Genomic DNA, 16,007 nt, shown 5'->3' on the forward strand with positions numbered 1-16,007 from the left:
TTATTGGTTATTTTTTATTTAATTCATTGTTTTATATTAATATTTTAATTATAAGGATATTCGCTGCCGGGATATGCTGGAATGGGTGCCCCAATTGGTGGAACTCCTGAATGCAGGGTATAATACAGCCGAGCAGCGCAATGTAGTGTTACGCTATATTTTACTGAATGGACATACGCTGGATCTCTCCCAATTTGTCCATCAACTGATTGAACAATCTCCGGAGCATGAAACGATGTTGATGACTATTGCAGAACAGCTTGAACAAAAAGGGCTTGAGCGAGGCCGAGAGGAAGGTATTGAACTAGGCCGAGAGAAAGGTAAAGTGGAAACGGCTCAAGCCTTATTACGGCATGGCGTCAGCCTGGATATTATTGTCACCAGTACCGGACTGAGCCGGGATAAAATTGAAGCGTTAAAGCATTAAATTAATCTTCTCTTCATACAGCAAAATGCCGATATTCAAAATCGGCATTTTTGTTCTTATTTATACCCTATGGATTTCAAGATGCATCGCGGCGGCAAGGGAGTGAATCCCCGGGAGCATAGATAACTCTGCGACCGGGGTGAGTGAGTACAGCCAACAAAGAGGCAACCTGAAAGATAACGGGTATAAATCCTTGAATTAATGAAGGGCTTATGGTTGCTCCCCTTGTGTTTCATTTATCCTTCAAAAAAGCAAACCATAGGCTCAACACGATCTTCTCTATTCACTCTTTTGATCATCAATTAATCGATGAAAGAAAAATAGCCAAATAACCTCATCCCTGATATTCCTAAAACCAAATAAAATCGCGCCAATACCTAAAATGGTTAACCTCTGCCATACCAACTAATAATTACCCTTCATTATTAATTAATATTCCCTCCAAAGATTCATTGCTTATAATCATTCCGCTTTATTAAATGCGAACTAAATAATCGCGAAATAAACTTTTTCAGCATAAATAATAACCGCCACAAGGCTGGTTGCTGCGGTAGCTATACCCATAATTCATGACTAATAAAAATAGTTAGCCAGGGAAATACGGCAATCCCAGTTTTTATTGGTCGTTTCTCACCGAAAAAAACCAGCGCAACGCCACAAGCAACACACATTTAATCGTCTGCCCTGAACAATTGAGCTCTATTCTAACTTTTTGCTCTTCTNCGGATTGTATTAATCAATTTCTTATGATCGAATTCAATATAATAACAATTATTTATCTGTTGATTGGCCGATTACCGATAAATAAAATTAAATCACCTAACAAAAAACAAGCAATAGAAAATGCTAATACATAAAATCACCAATACTGACTATATCAATTAATATCTATCATTATCATTAATTAATATTCCCCCCAAAGATTCATTGCTTATAATTATTCCGCTTTATTAAATGCGAACTAAATAATCGCGAAATAAACTTTTTCAGCATAAATAATAACCGCCACAAGGCTGGTTGCTGCGGTAGCTATACCCATAATTCATGACTAATAAAAATAGTTAGCCAGGGAAATACGGCAATCCCAGTTTTTATTGGTCGTTTCTCACCGAAAAAAACCAGCGCAACGCCACAAGCAACACACATTTAATCGTCTGCCCTGAACAATTGAGCTCTATTCTAACTTTTTGCTCTTCTTTCTTATTCATATTAACCTCAACTAACATCTGTTAAATATGCATAAAACTATCAATCGAAGTCTAAAAAGTCACACTTCAGGTGGAGAAAACATTAAAACAATAAACCTCGATACTATATTCCCTATAGAGGAACTGTACCATCGCGGCAAATACTTCTGACCGTCATGAAAACCTCCGAGGCAGGTGAACATACTTGATTTCCCCAGGAATAAGCTCTATTTCGTAATGCTTCCAATGATCTCGGATGTGGGTAGTCACGAGTCTCCGTGATATAGCAAGCCATTGCTTGAAGTTCCATTTCTAGAGTAGATGTAATATCTACCCATGTATCAGGAATGAACGTTCGAGGGTAAGCCCATTCCGTACTACTTGCAGTGTCAAAGGCAAAAACTGCTTTTATATACTCCTCAATGGGCCTTACTGCAACCAAAGTGGCTTTAAATAGAAGTTCATGATCATAATTTATATCACCACCATATTGGCAATAAATGATTGTCGGGCGTATTTCTTTGATTATTTCCTCCAATGGCCGGATAATTTCAATGAGATTAAATTGATCTAACCGCTGATCAGGAAAATTCAAATAACGGATATCTGTTACTCCCAATTTATTAGCTGCATTTTGTGCAAAAGAATACATATCAATCTCTTGGTCAGTGTAACGTAATGATACCCCTTCACAAAAAATCACACTTGTTACTGAAATACCCATTTTACGATACAGAGCAACTGTTCCTCCACATCCTAGAATCTCATCATCAGGGTGTGCTGCAATAACAAGAACTCTAATATTTTTATTGACTAATTTCACAGAAAAAATTCCTTGGGAAATTTGAATGGTAATATTTATAAATTAATAATTTTTTATTTTGTTACCGATTAATCAGATTTACCTATTCTTAAATTAATATTTCATTAATCTAATTCATATCATAGACTATACAAAATAGATATATTCATATTCAAATAGGCCATATATGATGTAACATTTGACATTAACAATCAGTATTAAGAAAACTATGTAAAAGCAAGGTTTAGCCCTCTATTCATACAGATAAGAGTATCCTAATAGGATATTTTCAGATCACCGATGTAGAAAATAACAGGATTTCATTTGGTAATAAATATATTACCTTAACGAGTTATTTATAGGAGTCTAAATATTTTATTTCCTTATCAAAAACACGTTCCAAAGAGATTATAAGTTCATTAATACTACCTTCAAACTGCAAACCAAATTTAGTCATATTTTTCTGTACTCAATTCCATCCTGATAGTATTTCGTCTCCATTCTCTGGTGTTGTCTTGCTCCTGAAATGACGCTCTCTCGCCATGAGAATCCCTCTAAAACAACCATAAAATTTTCTAAATATGTAATGATTTTTTAAAAGTAATTTATCAAATTTATTTTCCTTCATATATAAAATCTGTTTCTTCGCATGATTAAAAACAATAATATATTCTTTCATATAATCCTTACTCAAAAGATAAGGAATTATCATTGAATTATTTATTTTATACCCCGTTCTAGATAGATAAAAACCGTTGATTTTAAATTTATCTCTGTTATGCAAGTCTGAAATAAATGAAAGAATGGTTTCATTATCATAAGGGTCCCACATTAGCAATTTATTTATCCCAACCCGTTTAGACACAACATATTTGGTATGATCAAATTTCTGATAATAGTCCAATTCATTTGAAAAAAATATGAATTAGATTCTAAAATAAAAAGTTCATTTAATGGAATTTCATTTAATTCTTGTAGATAATATACAGTTGTATCTATATGAAAAAACTCTTTTAAAAACATAAAAAATATATGTGGCGCAGCACTTCCAGAAAATATTTCTGTAGGCAAATGATAAGAAATATCTACGTTAAAAGTATGAAGTTCATCAGTACATATATTGTGATATTCCATCCAATAAACAAGTGCATTAAAGAAACAATCGTATGGACCTAAGTGTTCAAAATAATTACCTATAAAATCAATATGCTTACTCATCTATCCACCCTGAATCTTCATTTCATTCTGCTAAGTTAATATACACTTGATCGTATAATCTCCCCATTATATGACGATCAAAAGTTGCTCCGCGCTTTCTGGCATTTTCTCCCATTTTCATACGCAGAATCTCATCTTGAATAAGAAGTTGACAAAAATCTCTTGCCTGTTTATATCCAGTACATAAAAAACCAGTTTCTCCATGAATAATCTGTTCTGAATTTCCCCCTTTTTTTTCAGCAATAATTGGAATACCTGAAACCATCGCTTCTGAAATTACATTAGCAAACCCTTCTAAACTATCATCAGGTGTAAGATAAAGGAATATATCACATATAGAAAGCATTTCTCTTATTCTACTTCCAGGCCAAATATTAATCATATTTTGCGCTTGGCAGATCATTATTTCTTCATTTAATTTATCAATAAGAATAGGATCACCATCACCAACTATAATAAAAGTTGCATCTAGATTGAAATCGACTAAATTAGCTATATAGTTTTTTGGTATCTTATTTTCATAAATAGTACTATGTCGCCCAATAATAATTCCTTCCGTTTTTTGTCTATTTAAAATAAATTGTTGCACATCAATATAACTTTTAATCACAATTCTTCTGTTTCTTCCGATATGCTCCTGAAATCTGTCAATAAAATCGCTTCCTGAAACATAAACATCTGCTTGAATATCTTCAACTGGCGCAGGATCTTGTACTGTTACAATAACATGACAGTTATGAGGTATCCGGCTCTTAGGTATCATCTTAAATCCGGGCCACCAATGGTAATGAATAATATCAGGTAACTCCTCTATGATTATTTTGATAAGATTTCTTTGTGCGTAATCTATGAATTTAATCTGTAACTCCTCAAGCTCAGATTCATACTGGTTTAAAGTACTAACCACTATATATTCAAAGCATAACGATGTAGATCTTATGATATTAATGAGAGCTCGTTGAGCCCCTCCAACCTTCATATGTTGTATTAAATGTAGTATTTTCAATTTTTTAGGTAAAATTTTTTCTTCTTTCTTCATTACAATTCACCTTTTTATCTAATCATCTTATAATAAGTTCTCTTAGATTTTTCCACTTCTGTTCGAAAGCCATTTTCTAAAGATAAACAAAATCCCTCCAAACTAATTTCTCCAAACGTAAATTCTTTATAGATGACAGGGACAATTGTTGGATATTTTTTCATAAAATATTCAAAATTCTTATTAATATCTCTTATCCTGTCATTTCCAACTATATGCTCCAGATGATATACTACCGCGTCAGATCTATATTTATAACGATTACCATGTAAAGCTAAACGATACCCTAACTCAACATCTTCTATTCCCCATCCTATAAAGCCTTCATCAAATCCACCGACTTCTACTAGATCACTTTTCCGTGCTGAAACATTACGTGCTACAAAGCAAATCCACCTAGCCTGATCATTCTTTTGATATTCACTATCAAACAATCGTAACGTTTGTTTTCCATAGAAATCTCTGCGAGCTTGTTTCAATAACCCTTCCATATCTCCATGTAATGCCCTAACAAGAGAATACCTTACTGAATCTCTCATGAGATTGGACCAATACACATTATAACGATCACCTACAACAACTAAGCTCTCTTCATTACGATGCTCATAAATATGTGCTCTAACAAATGTAGAATTCACGATTACATCATCATCTGTAAGAATGATAACTTCACCTTTTGCAGCATGGATACCAACGTTTCTAGCGACAGCAATTCCTTGATGTACCGTTTTTATATATTGAATTGCCAGATAATTTGCAAACTTATCTATTATTACGCGTAAGTCAATATCAGAGCCATCATCAATAATAATGACCTCAAATGGGACCTCAGTTGGTTCTTGATTTACAAGGGACTGTAACGTAATTTCCAGACGCTCTGGCTTATTCCTCGTAATAATAAGAACACTTGCATATATTTGATACATTATACATCCCTCCTTTCTCAACTACCTGTGCTGGAATATGATTTTAATCCCAATCGCCAAATTATCCTTGATAGAATTAAGAAAAAAATCGAAATGAAAACTGACATTATCCCTAATTCCCATCCAATATTTCCAATTAACGCCATAGCAGCAGGATTCGCAATTAATGCCAGAGGAACTATTATCTTAAAAATAAAACCAAACCCTCCATTAAAGATATCAATAGGAAAACGAGCAATAATAATATTATTTAAAAACAAGGAATCTCGGTGTTCATTACCAGGCCACCAAAACGAAGTAACAGTCCAAATAAACCAGATACTGTAATACGTTATCATTCCAGTCAGTAACAGCAAAATATATAGAAGTAAATCGATAAAATGAAAACTCACTGAAGCAGAATAATATCCATACACGACAATAAATACACCGCTGATTGTGTTTGTTAATTGTGGAAAATCAATTCTCCTAAAAGATGCATAAAATTGAGAATCAATTGGCTTGGTCAGATAAGTATCAAGTTTTCCTTCTATAATATCATCCTGGAGCTCCCCCATATTGTTTATCAATAATCCCATCATCACAGAATCAATAATAACGTAGGTACCCAGTAATATAATTATATCTTCCCATGACCAACCTACAATACTATCAACATGTCCATAAATGGCTTTAAAAAGAATAATAGGAACTGAAATCCATAATAATGACGAAAAGACGGCAGCCACAAAATTAGGACGAAATTCCATATCTTGTTGCAGACTTAACACAAGAATCTTTTTCATCAGCTTTAAATATCGAAACATATTACCCTCCTACCTCTACATACTTTTTCAATCCTTGCTTCCAAACTATTCTTCCTAAAAATAAGAATATAAGACACCAAATAGCCTGTGTAAATAATCCGAATATCACATTAATTTCATCCATATCAGTAAGTAATACTCTTAGTGGGAAGTATGCAAGATATGGAAAAGGAGTTTTATCAATGATTGTAACAATATGTGAGGGCAGAATATCTATTGGGAAAAATATTCCAGCCAAACTCATAATAATTATTTCCTTCACAAACAAAATCATATCTGCTTTTTGAGTCCAAAAGACATAGCAACCAATCGTCCAAGATACTAAGAACCACAATATACAAGACAAGATAATAGACAAAAAACCAGAAAATAGATTATAAATAGATATTTGGAAATCAAAATAACTTCCAAATATAACCGTCAACAATACGAGTGGAACAACGCCTAAAATAATATTAACCAATCGATCCCCAATCATTTCCCAAAAATAATAAAGTTGCACATCTACAGGCTTTAGTAATAATGTACTAAGGTTTCCTTCGTGAACTTGTTCATGCAACTTCCAATCAATTGCATACCATACAAAATAATTAATAAGCCTGGCACCGATAAAATACATAACCAGCTCAGAAAATGTATATCCTTCTAATGTGTCACCATTTTCATAAATAGCCTTCCACAAGAAAATCATTGCAATAGCTGGAATTAACGCTTCAATAATCATATAAAATACACTAAAACGATATTCAATACCCTTTTGACAAGTGATATAAAAAACCTGTAAATATTTTTTTATCGACAATTTATTAACCATATAGACCTCCATCTCAATTCTTGAGGTTTTTTATTTTCATTCTTCTTTCGAATACACCTTAGCAATGATATCTTCCATTGATAACTCTTCTACATTCAGATCTTCAACTAAGAATTTTTCCAGAATATTTGCTACTGTTTGTGACACCCTTTCACGATCAATTCTCAGTGTAACTTCTAAATCCTCCTGATTCGTAATTTCACCGAATAGTTCAAGCTCTCCATTAGTGACCGAGCTCTTTAATTTCATCTTTATATATTTATAGCGACTAAATGCATTAATGATATCAATCGTTTTCCCATCATAGATAATATTTCCCTGATGAAGAATAATCAATCTATCACACAATTCTTTTATATCTTCAAGATAATGACTCGTTAACAAGATCGTCGCCTGGTAGGTCTTATTATACTCCCGTAAAAAAGATCTAATATTTTTTTGCGCAAAAATATCTAAACCAATTGTTGGTTCGTCCATAAACATAATTTCCGGATTATGCAATGTTGCACCAATTAATTCCATTTTCATCCTTTCTCCTAACGATAGTTTTCTCGTTTGTATTTTTAGCAATTCTGTAACATCCAATAATTCTGAAAGTTTATTTACTCTGTTATTAAAATCATTTGTAGAAATATTATAGATATCTTTAATCAGACCAAAATAGTCCATAGGCGGCAAATCCCATATCAATTGAATTTTATTTCCCATCACCATAGAGATTTTATTCCGGTATTTCAAAGAACGTTCCCAAGGTATTTCCCGCCAAACTGTAGCCGTTCCACTTGTTGGTGTAAGTAATCCACTTAACATTTTAAGTGTAGTTGTTTTTCCAGCTCCATTGAGACCAATTAACCCTACGAACTCACCTTTGTTAATTTTTAAAGAAATATTATTAACAGCATTATTATATTCATATTTCCTATTAATTAGTGACTTAATTGAACCAACAAAACCAGGTTCTTTCTCATGATACTTATACACTTTGGTTAAATTTTTTACATCTATTATTGTCATGATTTCTATAATGAATGTTTCTCGTTTACAAAACTGCCGTTAATGTTGACATTGACGAATAGGTTGTAACCCTATCATCTGTAGCATGACCTCTTACGAACCTTGATGAAATCTTCTAACTCACACCTTTATTTATCTGACGAGTTTTAATCCCACCAAAAACAAGTCCCGGTCTTACCTATCTTTAACACCATCTACGGCTGATCATGAAACTTTCCTGCATTCACCCTTTATTAAGTGTTAATGTTTACCTGATATCAGATTAAAAGATTCTAACATCGACGTTATCTTTCTGATACATCTAAAGTTATGGGTAATGATCTTCCATACTATTCTCCCTGATTTATTGCCATCTATTGTGAGCGATTGTAGATTATACCTATTAAATAGAGCCATCTGTTAGCAAAACAGGCTAATTAGCTGTTCCAAATAATAAATCACATAAAGAGAACCAGTCCGAATTGTGTGATCTGGCTAATCGCAAAATCAAAGAAAATTACTAACAGGAAAACCAACGACTCTTGATGCAAAAAACGATTCATAAAACCCAGGATAAACACCATCATGATGATATCCTGTACCAATGTAGTACAAAATATCCGGTTTTTATGAAGGTGAAGCGGACATTCATCTTCCCTCAAAATCAATGCTAACTAACAGTTGCATGGACAACAGAAATGCATCCCTCTAGGAAGATTCAGAATGATTTATCAGCCAGTATATTCGCCATAGGGTAACCGTGTTGAACAGCTGTAACAAACATTCTAAGATAATTATCCAGAATCATCAGTGTCGCACCGTGTGGCATATTCCAATGTACCACCTTGGAGCAAAATATTTTTTGAATCAAAGCCATAATTCATAAGTAAATCGAATATTGATAGATTAGGAATAAACCCCTTATTCTCATAGCATTGTGTATAAATGGGACAATTCCATTCTATTGGCCTTATACTTATACCGTTCTTTTCAAAAAGTTTACGATCTAAGTAATTTTCATATCCATATTTACCCGCAATATATTCTGTTGCTCCTACGATCTTACAAATATCAATTAACAAATCGTTTTTCATACTATAGAATCTCAGTTCTGAAGATTTTATAACCTTTACATTTGATTTCAAAAAACCAATAACCCATTTCAGCATCGCATAATTTATTTCAGATACATGTATCCACTCTCTTCGGTATATCTCCTCTAAAAACGGAAATATATCATCAAAATACATTGCTGAATTATAGTTATAGTAAAATCCCTTTAGATGTTTATCTCTCCACCTATCGCCATAAATAGATATTTCTTTAATTATCTTGCCACTTTTTTTCTTTATAGGAATCGTCAGAAGAAAAGATCCATTAGCATTCTTTAATTTATTTCTATTTACCCAATCATTCTTGGAATAATTAATATGGTCTAAAAAAACAAATACCTCACTAGTTATAATTTTATAAATCAATGGCAACCAAGGGAGGTAATGTGGCTGATGTATTGATATACGCATTTTTCTAACACTTTCTAATTTTCATTACATTTTCTTTCAATATAAACAACGAGACCATGAAAAGAACCAATTAAATTAACGCTTAATTCCTCATCAGGAATCTGAATATGAAATTCTTGTTCTATTCTAACCAATAATTCCAATGCTGCAATAGAATCAATATTAAATTGCTCTATTAAATTATCTACTTTTATTTCAGGAATACTTTCTATCTCAAGAATTTCTTTAAGCATTTTAGCAAGTTTTAATTCAATATAATTTTTTGTTATCATAATAATCACCTGTCTTCATTTAATTTTTCTTAAAATTTTTCCCATTGAAGAAGTTGGTATTGAACTTCTCACTTCTATATTTTGGGGTATCTTATGTATTGATAATTTTTCACGACATAAAGCAAATAACTCTTTCTTATCAATCTCTTGATTAACTGTCACAAATGCAATAGGGACCTGACCTCTCTTTACATCTAATATTCCATATACAACCGCTTCATTTACATTAGGATGTTCTTTCAGCACAAATTCAATTTCAAACGGGTTAACCTTTTTTCCTCCAACATTGATTGTTAAATCTTTCCTTCCCACAATACAGAATCCAGCTTCATTTATAACTGCCAAATCTCCAGTCGGAAACCATTGACCAAAATAGTTTTCTGTAACTTTTCCATTATCTATTATACAAACACATAAAGCATTTGTTTTAACCAAGATCTCATAAGCAAATTGTCCTCTAAAATCATATGATTCACTATAATCTAGTTTTATTTCTACTCCCGTAATAAGGCGATAGGGATACGTAAATAAATTCCCATCGTTGTATTTATTATTCTCAATCATGATCGCACCTGTTTCAGACATACCATAGACATTGCTTATTTGAATATCAAGCAATTCTATTTTATTTTTCTCCTCTAATGACATGGCCGAACCACCTGACAACGCAACTCTAATATTACTAAATTTCTGATTACTATACTCACATAACAACCGATAGTGGGTAGGCAACCCAATAAAAATCGTACTGCTTTTCAGCAAACGCTCTAACTTGGAGACCAATATAATTGGATCTGTGTAGGTTATTTCACAACCATTCAACAGAGGCTCTATCATTCCAAACATGAAACCATACGAATGACATAATTGGGCAGAACAAACAATACGGTCACACTCTTGGATTCCTAATGTAGAAACTATTTGTTCTGCTTCCGTCAATATTTGTTCTTCTGTTCTCATAATTCCTTTTGGACTACCAGCTGAACCCGACGAAAAAAACATCACACTTCCTTTTATATCATGCTTATAACCCGTTTGAAACATCGTAGATTGGCGAAAGTCAGTCAAGTACATGCCAAAATATCCATCATGATCAGTCAAAGAAAAAGTATTATCTGTTTTAAAAAAATCATTTTCATCAAAAATAATATATTCTGGTAAAAATGAGCCTATTTTATGATATTCTTGGGCAGTCATCTTAGGATGAAATAACATCATTTTTGCCTTTATATTTGATAACGCAAGCACACTAATTACATTTAATATGCTATTTACCAGAACAAGGCCCACAGATGTATCTCGAGTAATTCCATGATAATTTAAATATCTTGCCAATTTATTTACGTATTCATTCAATTGACCATAAGTCATAGCTCCTTTTTTGCTATTAATAGCAATTCTATTATATCTAACACTAGCAACTTTTAAAAAATGTTGATATATATTATTGTTCTCATTCATCAATAAACCTCTTTATATATTCAAAAAGATCATCAGGTTCATTAATAATGATCGTTTTCATTTTCCCCGGTGATTGTAATAACCCTTGATTCCAACTAACCAAAATAGATGAAACATTTAGCTTATTAGCAATCTCTATGTCAGTTAATGTGTCACCTATGTACAAACTTCTTTCATTACCCCCTTTTAACTCTTCAATGGCTTTTATCAAGCCTTCTTCAAATGGTTTAGGACGAACCACATCATCAGCTGTTATAACACTTCGAAAATAACGAGTAAGATTTTTCTTTTCCAACAAGGCCATAGTGGTTTCTCTTTTCCTGCCTGTAAATAACCCAACTTGACTACCCCTATGGTTTAAGAATTCCAATATTCTATCTATTCCCTCAAATTGCTCTACTCCATATAATTTAAGATTAGCGATAAACTTCACAGTGTAGAGCTTTAACGCCTTACCATTGTCCACCTTCCCTAATAAAGCAGTTAATGTTTCCATTTCGGTCACTTTATTTGCACGAATAATATCTAATTTCCTATATTGTTTTCCTGTTACTTCTAATAAAGTCTCATAACACGTCTTCAAATGAATATTCCACGTATTCACTAACGTTCCGTCCAAATCAAATACAATACACGGTTTGTCATTCCTACTATTCATTCAATACACCTTATAACCCTTATAGTCTTACCTACCATTAACAGAAAACCCCAAATAGAATATTTACGGCTGAGATTATAAGACACCCGATATAAATTAAATATTGTATTTATAGTCTGTTCCCAACTAGCGAGTATTTTCCCCCGCATCAGCTTCGCTTTTAACGTATGATAAAATTTACATCACTGCATTATTATAACAAACATCCCGTAATACTCATTGGACAGACCGTACTGTAGGGGCTACGTCCTCAATTATTGGGTAAAATCATATATTTTTGTCTTCGGCTTTAATTTCAGAATCACGAATAGTCGCTGATTTTAAATACACAGCACAAGCAGATTCAATGAGAGGTAAAGTAAGTCCAGCTCCTGATGCTTGCCCTAATCTCATCCCCAAATTTAGCAAAGGTGATTTCTTTAATTCTTGTATTACATATTTATGACCTGGCTCTGCAGATAAATGCGATATAATCATATATTCTGACACAACTTGTGACATTCTATAGGCAAGGAGTCCAGCTACACTGCTAATAAATCCATCAACAACAACGGGGATCTTATTAATCGCAGCACCCAATATCACACCGACGACACCAACAACCTCAAATCCCCCTAATTTAGTAAGAATATCAATTGGATCATCAGGATTTGCCATATTAATCAGTAGACTCCTTTTTACAATATCTATTTTGCGATCTTGAACATCCAAAGCTATTCCTGTTCCTTGTCCTACAGTTTCCTCTGGAGACATCCTACACAACACACTTGTCATTGCACTGGCTGATGTCGTATTCCCTATACCAATCTCCCCTACTGCAATAATATCACTGTGAATGAGCAATTCTGAGGAAACAAGTTGGATTCCCTTTAAAATCCCCTCAATTACTTGTTCCCTATGCATAGCAGGTCCTTTGGCTATGTTATTCGTAGCATATCCCAACTTCATATTAAGGATAGTCGAACATGATTTAACAATCTCAGTAACCCCCATATCTACAGGTACCAAAGATGCACCTACAGTATCAGCAATCGCATTAATGGGAGCCTTTCCTTCACCAATTTTCTGTAATAATTTTCCTGTGACACTTGATTTAAAAACGGAAATGGACTCTTCGGCAACTCCATGATCGCCAGCCATAACAACAATAGATTTTTTAAAATTATATGGATTTATTTCTTCCTTAATTGATAAAATCTGCTTAGCAATTATGTCGAGAAGCCCTAAACTACCAGATATCTTTAAAGACTTTGCTTCTTTTAACATAACTCTTCTTTTAGCCATATGATCAACAGATTTTATCTGTTTCACATAATCTTTCACCATATTTTCTTTTATCATTCAATCATACCTGGCAATTTTTTATATCTTTCGTTTAGACAATAACTTATTACATACATCCATAATCCCATTAACAAAAAAAGTATTATTGAAATTTTTCAACACTCTCTCCCTCGCGCTTTTAGCCATTTTTCTGGCCAAATCTGGCTCTTCAATAAAACGTAGAATTCCACGAAAGATATCTTCTGGGTCCAATATTCGTTTTCCGTCCTTCAAATACACTGGTATCTTTATCCCATCTATTCCATCCCTAACTAGCTCATTTAATGAATCAACGCTTGTACAAACAATCGGTTTACCAATCCCCATAAATTCCGCTGCTACATAACAAAACGATTCCCATATAGATGGAACCACTGCGATGTCTGCTATCTTAAAATATACCAAGGTATCTTTTCTTGGTATATCACCCAAGAATATAACTTGTTCATCTAATTTAAATTGATGAACTAATTCCTGTAGATAAAGGAGCTCTGGCCCAATTCCGATAATTAACAGCCTTATATTTGAAACCTTTTGTTTCAATAGATAAACTGCCTCAATCAGATAATTCATTCCTTTTACAGGTACTAAGCGACCACATGCAACAATCAAAATTTCTTGAGCGCTGGCTACCTTCTTTCTCTTTTTTACATACTCCTCTACAGTTAATGGAGCCATTTCCTCAAACGTAATTCCTAAATAAACTACACTTTGGTTATTAGATTCAAGATTGTAACTTTCATTTATGCTATTAGATATTGAGTTACTAACAAAGACGTTATAATCCGACATTCGTAACGACTTTTCTTCCAAATCAAATAAACTATTGTGACTTGCTGATGTTGCATTTGAGACCATATGAAATGTGTTTTTATCATATAGAGTAATTTTCCTAAAATCTTGTGATAGAATATTAACAATTGGACAATTATATAACTTTGACATTATCCTTGCTTCTGGGAAACAAAACAAATCTGGTAATAGTATTATATCAGGCACACCCAATTTACTTACTAAATAATTCGCTCCTTTTAAAAGGCGATGATGTGATCTGATAATGGTATCCGATAAATTTGAATGATTTGTATATATTTCTTCATTCGCTACTCTATAGATATGAAGATTATCATATATTTCATAAGAATTAATTTCTTTTGTAGTATTCGTTATGACTCCAACTTTCACATTACACGATGATGAAATACCTTCAGCTAAAGAACATGCAACGATACTGGTTCCACCTATTGTAAAAGGAGGATACTCTCTTGATAAAATGAAAATAGTCATCAGTTTTTTATTCATTCAACCGTTCCTTCTGTTCCAATAAATCAAAATACATTTCTATTTGTTTATTAGATACCTGATATGCGTTTTCACCTTGATACACATGCTTATACCAAGCAACCGCTTCAAAAATCACTCTTTTAAAATCAAAATACGGTTTCCATCCAAGCTTTAAATTCGCTTTATCGGTGTTTAAATGTAGGATATACTTCTTCTTACAAATTATTATCTTAGTATTATATTTAAATTAAATTCCGCAATTATTGCTTATTGAAAATATAAAAAGTTAGATAATTATTAATACTTCTTCCAATATTTATATAATAAATTATTAAAATTAATTAATATGCAGAATGAATGACAAAAGCTGTTACTATGATAATAGTATTGTCAGCACAGTGAAAATTGCAGACTAAAACCAGAACAATTTAAATAATATTATTTTATTTAGAGGAAGTGTATCTCAGACGAGGAGACTGTAATTTAAATTGTCTAACAAACTGCCTCTCTCTCAATCAAATTACAGGTTCCAAACTATGATGAAAAATCGGGCAATACAAATTCCCTTTCTCAAGGAACCAACACTTATTTTTTTCTTATCATTGTACAATACCATTATGCCTAATTATATCTATTGAATTTATAGAGTATAATCATTGGATAATTTCTATAGTTAATTATGACTAATCATAATCGACTGTATTAAAAATATTTCTCCATTAATAATTTACAAATAATGAACTTTTCTTTTATAAACAAAGTGAGCTCATACCTATACTTAACATTCATAACATTCATAACATTCATAACATTCATAACATTCATAACATTCATAACATTCATAACATTCTCTTAGAATACAAGATATTCCATATTCAGAATCAACAATAAGGTATTTATCATCTACAACACATAATATTAAGGCTGAAACTTTATAGAATTTTCTTGATTCTCCTTTAAAAACACTTTGAAATTATATTTTAATGATAACTCATTAAAAGATCGAGATTATTAAACTGTTAACGCTACCGCCCTTGCTAACTAAAGCATTCCTAAAAATACCCAAAGATTTCTTACTCTCTTGGAATTTTTTTATTTCAAAGACAATAATTCTGTTCTTATCCATATATTCTTCTTCGAGATATTATCGAAATTTAGAACACTTTTAATATAGTAAATTATTATCATTTATTAAAAACCAATGCAATAACTCTACTTGGTTATAAATTTCACATAAAATGGGTTTTAAGTGCTAGATAGTGCCACTACAATAT

At 32.5% G+C, this 16,007-nt stretch carries 14 protein-coding genes and 1 pseudogene; 1 reads left to right on the forward strand and 14 read right to left on the reverse strand.

Features of this window, described 5'->3' with window-relative positions; translation table 11 throughout:
• Positions 1–52: 52 nt before the first annotated feature.
• Positions 53–427, forward strand: a pseudogene (locus tag AACQ83_RS04030) (Rpn family recombination-promoting nuclease/putative transposase); the annotation flags it as partial.
• Positions 428–1,747: 1,320 nt separating this feature from the next.
• Here AACQ83_RS04030 and AACQ83_RS04035 read toward each other — a convergent pair.
• The 14 genes from AACQ83_RS04035 to AACQ83_RS04100 all read right to left on the reverse strand — a co-directional run bounded on the left by AACQ83_RS04035 (position 1,748) and on the right by AACQ83_RS04100 (position 14,751).
• Complete coding sequence (locus AACQ83_RS04035) at positions 1,748–2,437, reverse strand: PIG-L deacetylase family protein (protein ID WP_112876647.1); 690 nt, start codon at positions 2,435–2,437, stop codon at positions 1,748–1,750.
• Between the two features lie 448 nt (positions 2,438–2,885).
• On the reverse strand, positions 2,886–3,254 hold the full coding sequence (locus AACQ83_RS04040) for a hypothetical protein (RefSeq protein WP_146747885.1): 369 nt from the start codon (positions 3,252–3,254) through the stop codon (positions 2,886–2,888).
• Between the two features lie 5 nt (positions 3,255–3,259).
• Positions 3,260–3,634: a hypothetical protein gene (locus AACQ83_RS04045; RefSeq protein WP_112886937.1), complete on the reverse strand. Its 375-nt coding sequence runs from the start codon at positions 3,632–3,634 to the stop codon at positions 3,260–3,262.
• A 22-nt stretch (positions 3,635–3,656) separates the two neighbouring features.
• Entirely contained in the window at positions 3,657–4,673 is a 1,017-nt protein-coding gene (locus tag AACQ83_RS04050) for a glycosyltransferase family 4 protein (RefSeq protein WP_112876644.1), read from the reverse strand.
• Positions 4,674–4,687: 14 nt separating this feature from the next.
• Positions 4,688–5,599, reverse strand: coding sequence for a glycosyltransferase (locus AACQ83_RS04055; RefSeq protein ID WP_112876643.1), 912 nt, complete (start codon positions 5,597–5,599; stop codon positions 4,688–4,690).
• 17 nt (positions 5,600–5,616) lie between these two features.
• Positions 5,617–6,405, reverse strand: a complete 789-nt coding sequence (locus tag AACQ83_RS04060) for an ABC transporter permease (protein ID WP_112876656.1) — start codon at positions 6,403–6,405, stop codon at positions 5,617–5,619.
• 1 nt (position 6,406) lies between these two features.
• Positions 6,407–7,219, reverse strand: a complete 813-nt coding sequence (locus AACQ83_RS04065; protein ID WP_240000688.1) for an ABC transporter permease — start codon at positions 7,217–7,219, stop codon at positions 6,407–6,409.
• A gap of 36 nt (positions 7,220–7,255) precedes the next feature.
• Entirely contained in the window at positions 7,256–8,233 is a 978-nt protein-coding gene (locus AACQ83_RS04070) for an ABC transporter ATP-binding protein (protein WP_112876654.1), read from the reverse strand.
• Between the two features lie 773 nt (positions 8,234–9,006).
• On the reverse strand, positions 9,007–9,735 hold the full coding sequence (locus AACQ83_RS04075; RefSeq protein ID WP_112876653.1) for a WbqC family protein: 729 nt from the start codon (positions 9,733–9,735) through the stop codon (positions 9,007–9,009).
• A gap of 14 nt (positions 9,736–9,749) precedes the next feature.
• Complete coding sequence (locus AACQ83_RS04080; RefSeq protein ID WP_112876652.1) at positions 9,750–10,007, reverse strand: acyl carrier protein; 258 nt, start codon at positions 10,005–10,007, stop codon at positions 9,750–9,752.
• 15 nt (positions 10,008–10,022) lie between these two features.
• Complete coding sequence (locus AACQ83_RS04085) at positions 10,023–11,468, reverse strand: class I adenylate-forming enzyme family protein (protein WP_112876651.1); 1,446 nt, start codon at positions 11,466–11,468, stop codon at positions 10,023–10,025.
• The gene (locus tag AACQ83_RS04090) at positions 11,461–12,126 is read right to left on the reverse strand and encodes an HAD family hydrolase (RefSeq protein WP_112876650.1); all 666 of its coding nucleotides are present in this window, start codon (positions 12,124–12,126) and stop codon (positions 11,461–11,463) included. The genes AACQ83_RS04085 and AACQ83_RS04090 overlap by 8 nt, the downstream gene beginning before the upstream one ends.
• Positions 12,127–12,393: 267 nt before the next feature.
• Positions 12,394–13,467 (reverse strand): nicotinate-nucleotide--dimethylbenzimidazole phosphoribosyltransferase, encoded by a 1,074-nt coding sequence (cobT, locus tag AACQ83_RS04095; RefSeq protein ID WP_112876649.1) that lies wholly within the window; start codon positions 13,465–13,467, stop codon positions 12,394–12,396.
• A gap of 21 nt (positions 13,468–13,488) precedes the next feature.
• Positions 13,489–14,751: a glycosyltransferase family 4 protein gene (locus AACQ83_RS04100; protein WP_112876648.1), complete on the reverse strand. Its 1,263-nt coding sequence runs from the start codon at positions 14,749–14,751 to the stop codon at positions 13,489–13,491.
• Positions 14,752–16,007: the final 1,256 nt, after the last annotated feature.

It is taken from the genome of Photorhabdus sp. S10-54, assembly GCF_963878145.1.
Lineage (GTDB): Bacteria > Pseudomonadota > Gammaproteobacteria > Enterobacterales > Enterobacteriaceae > Photorhabdus > Photorhabdus kayaii.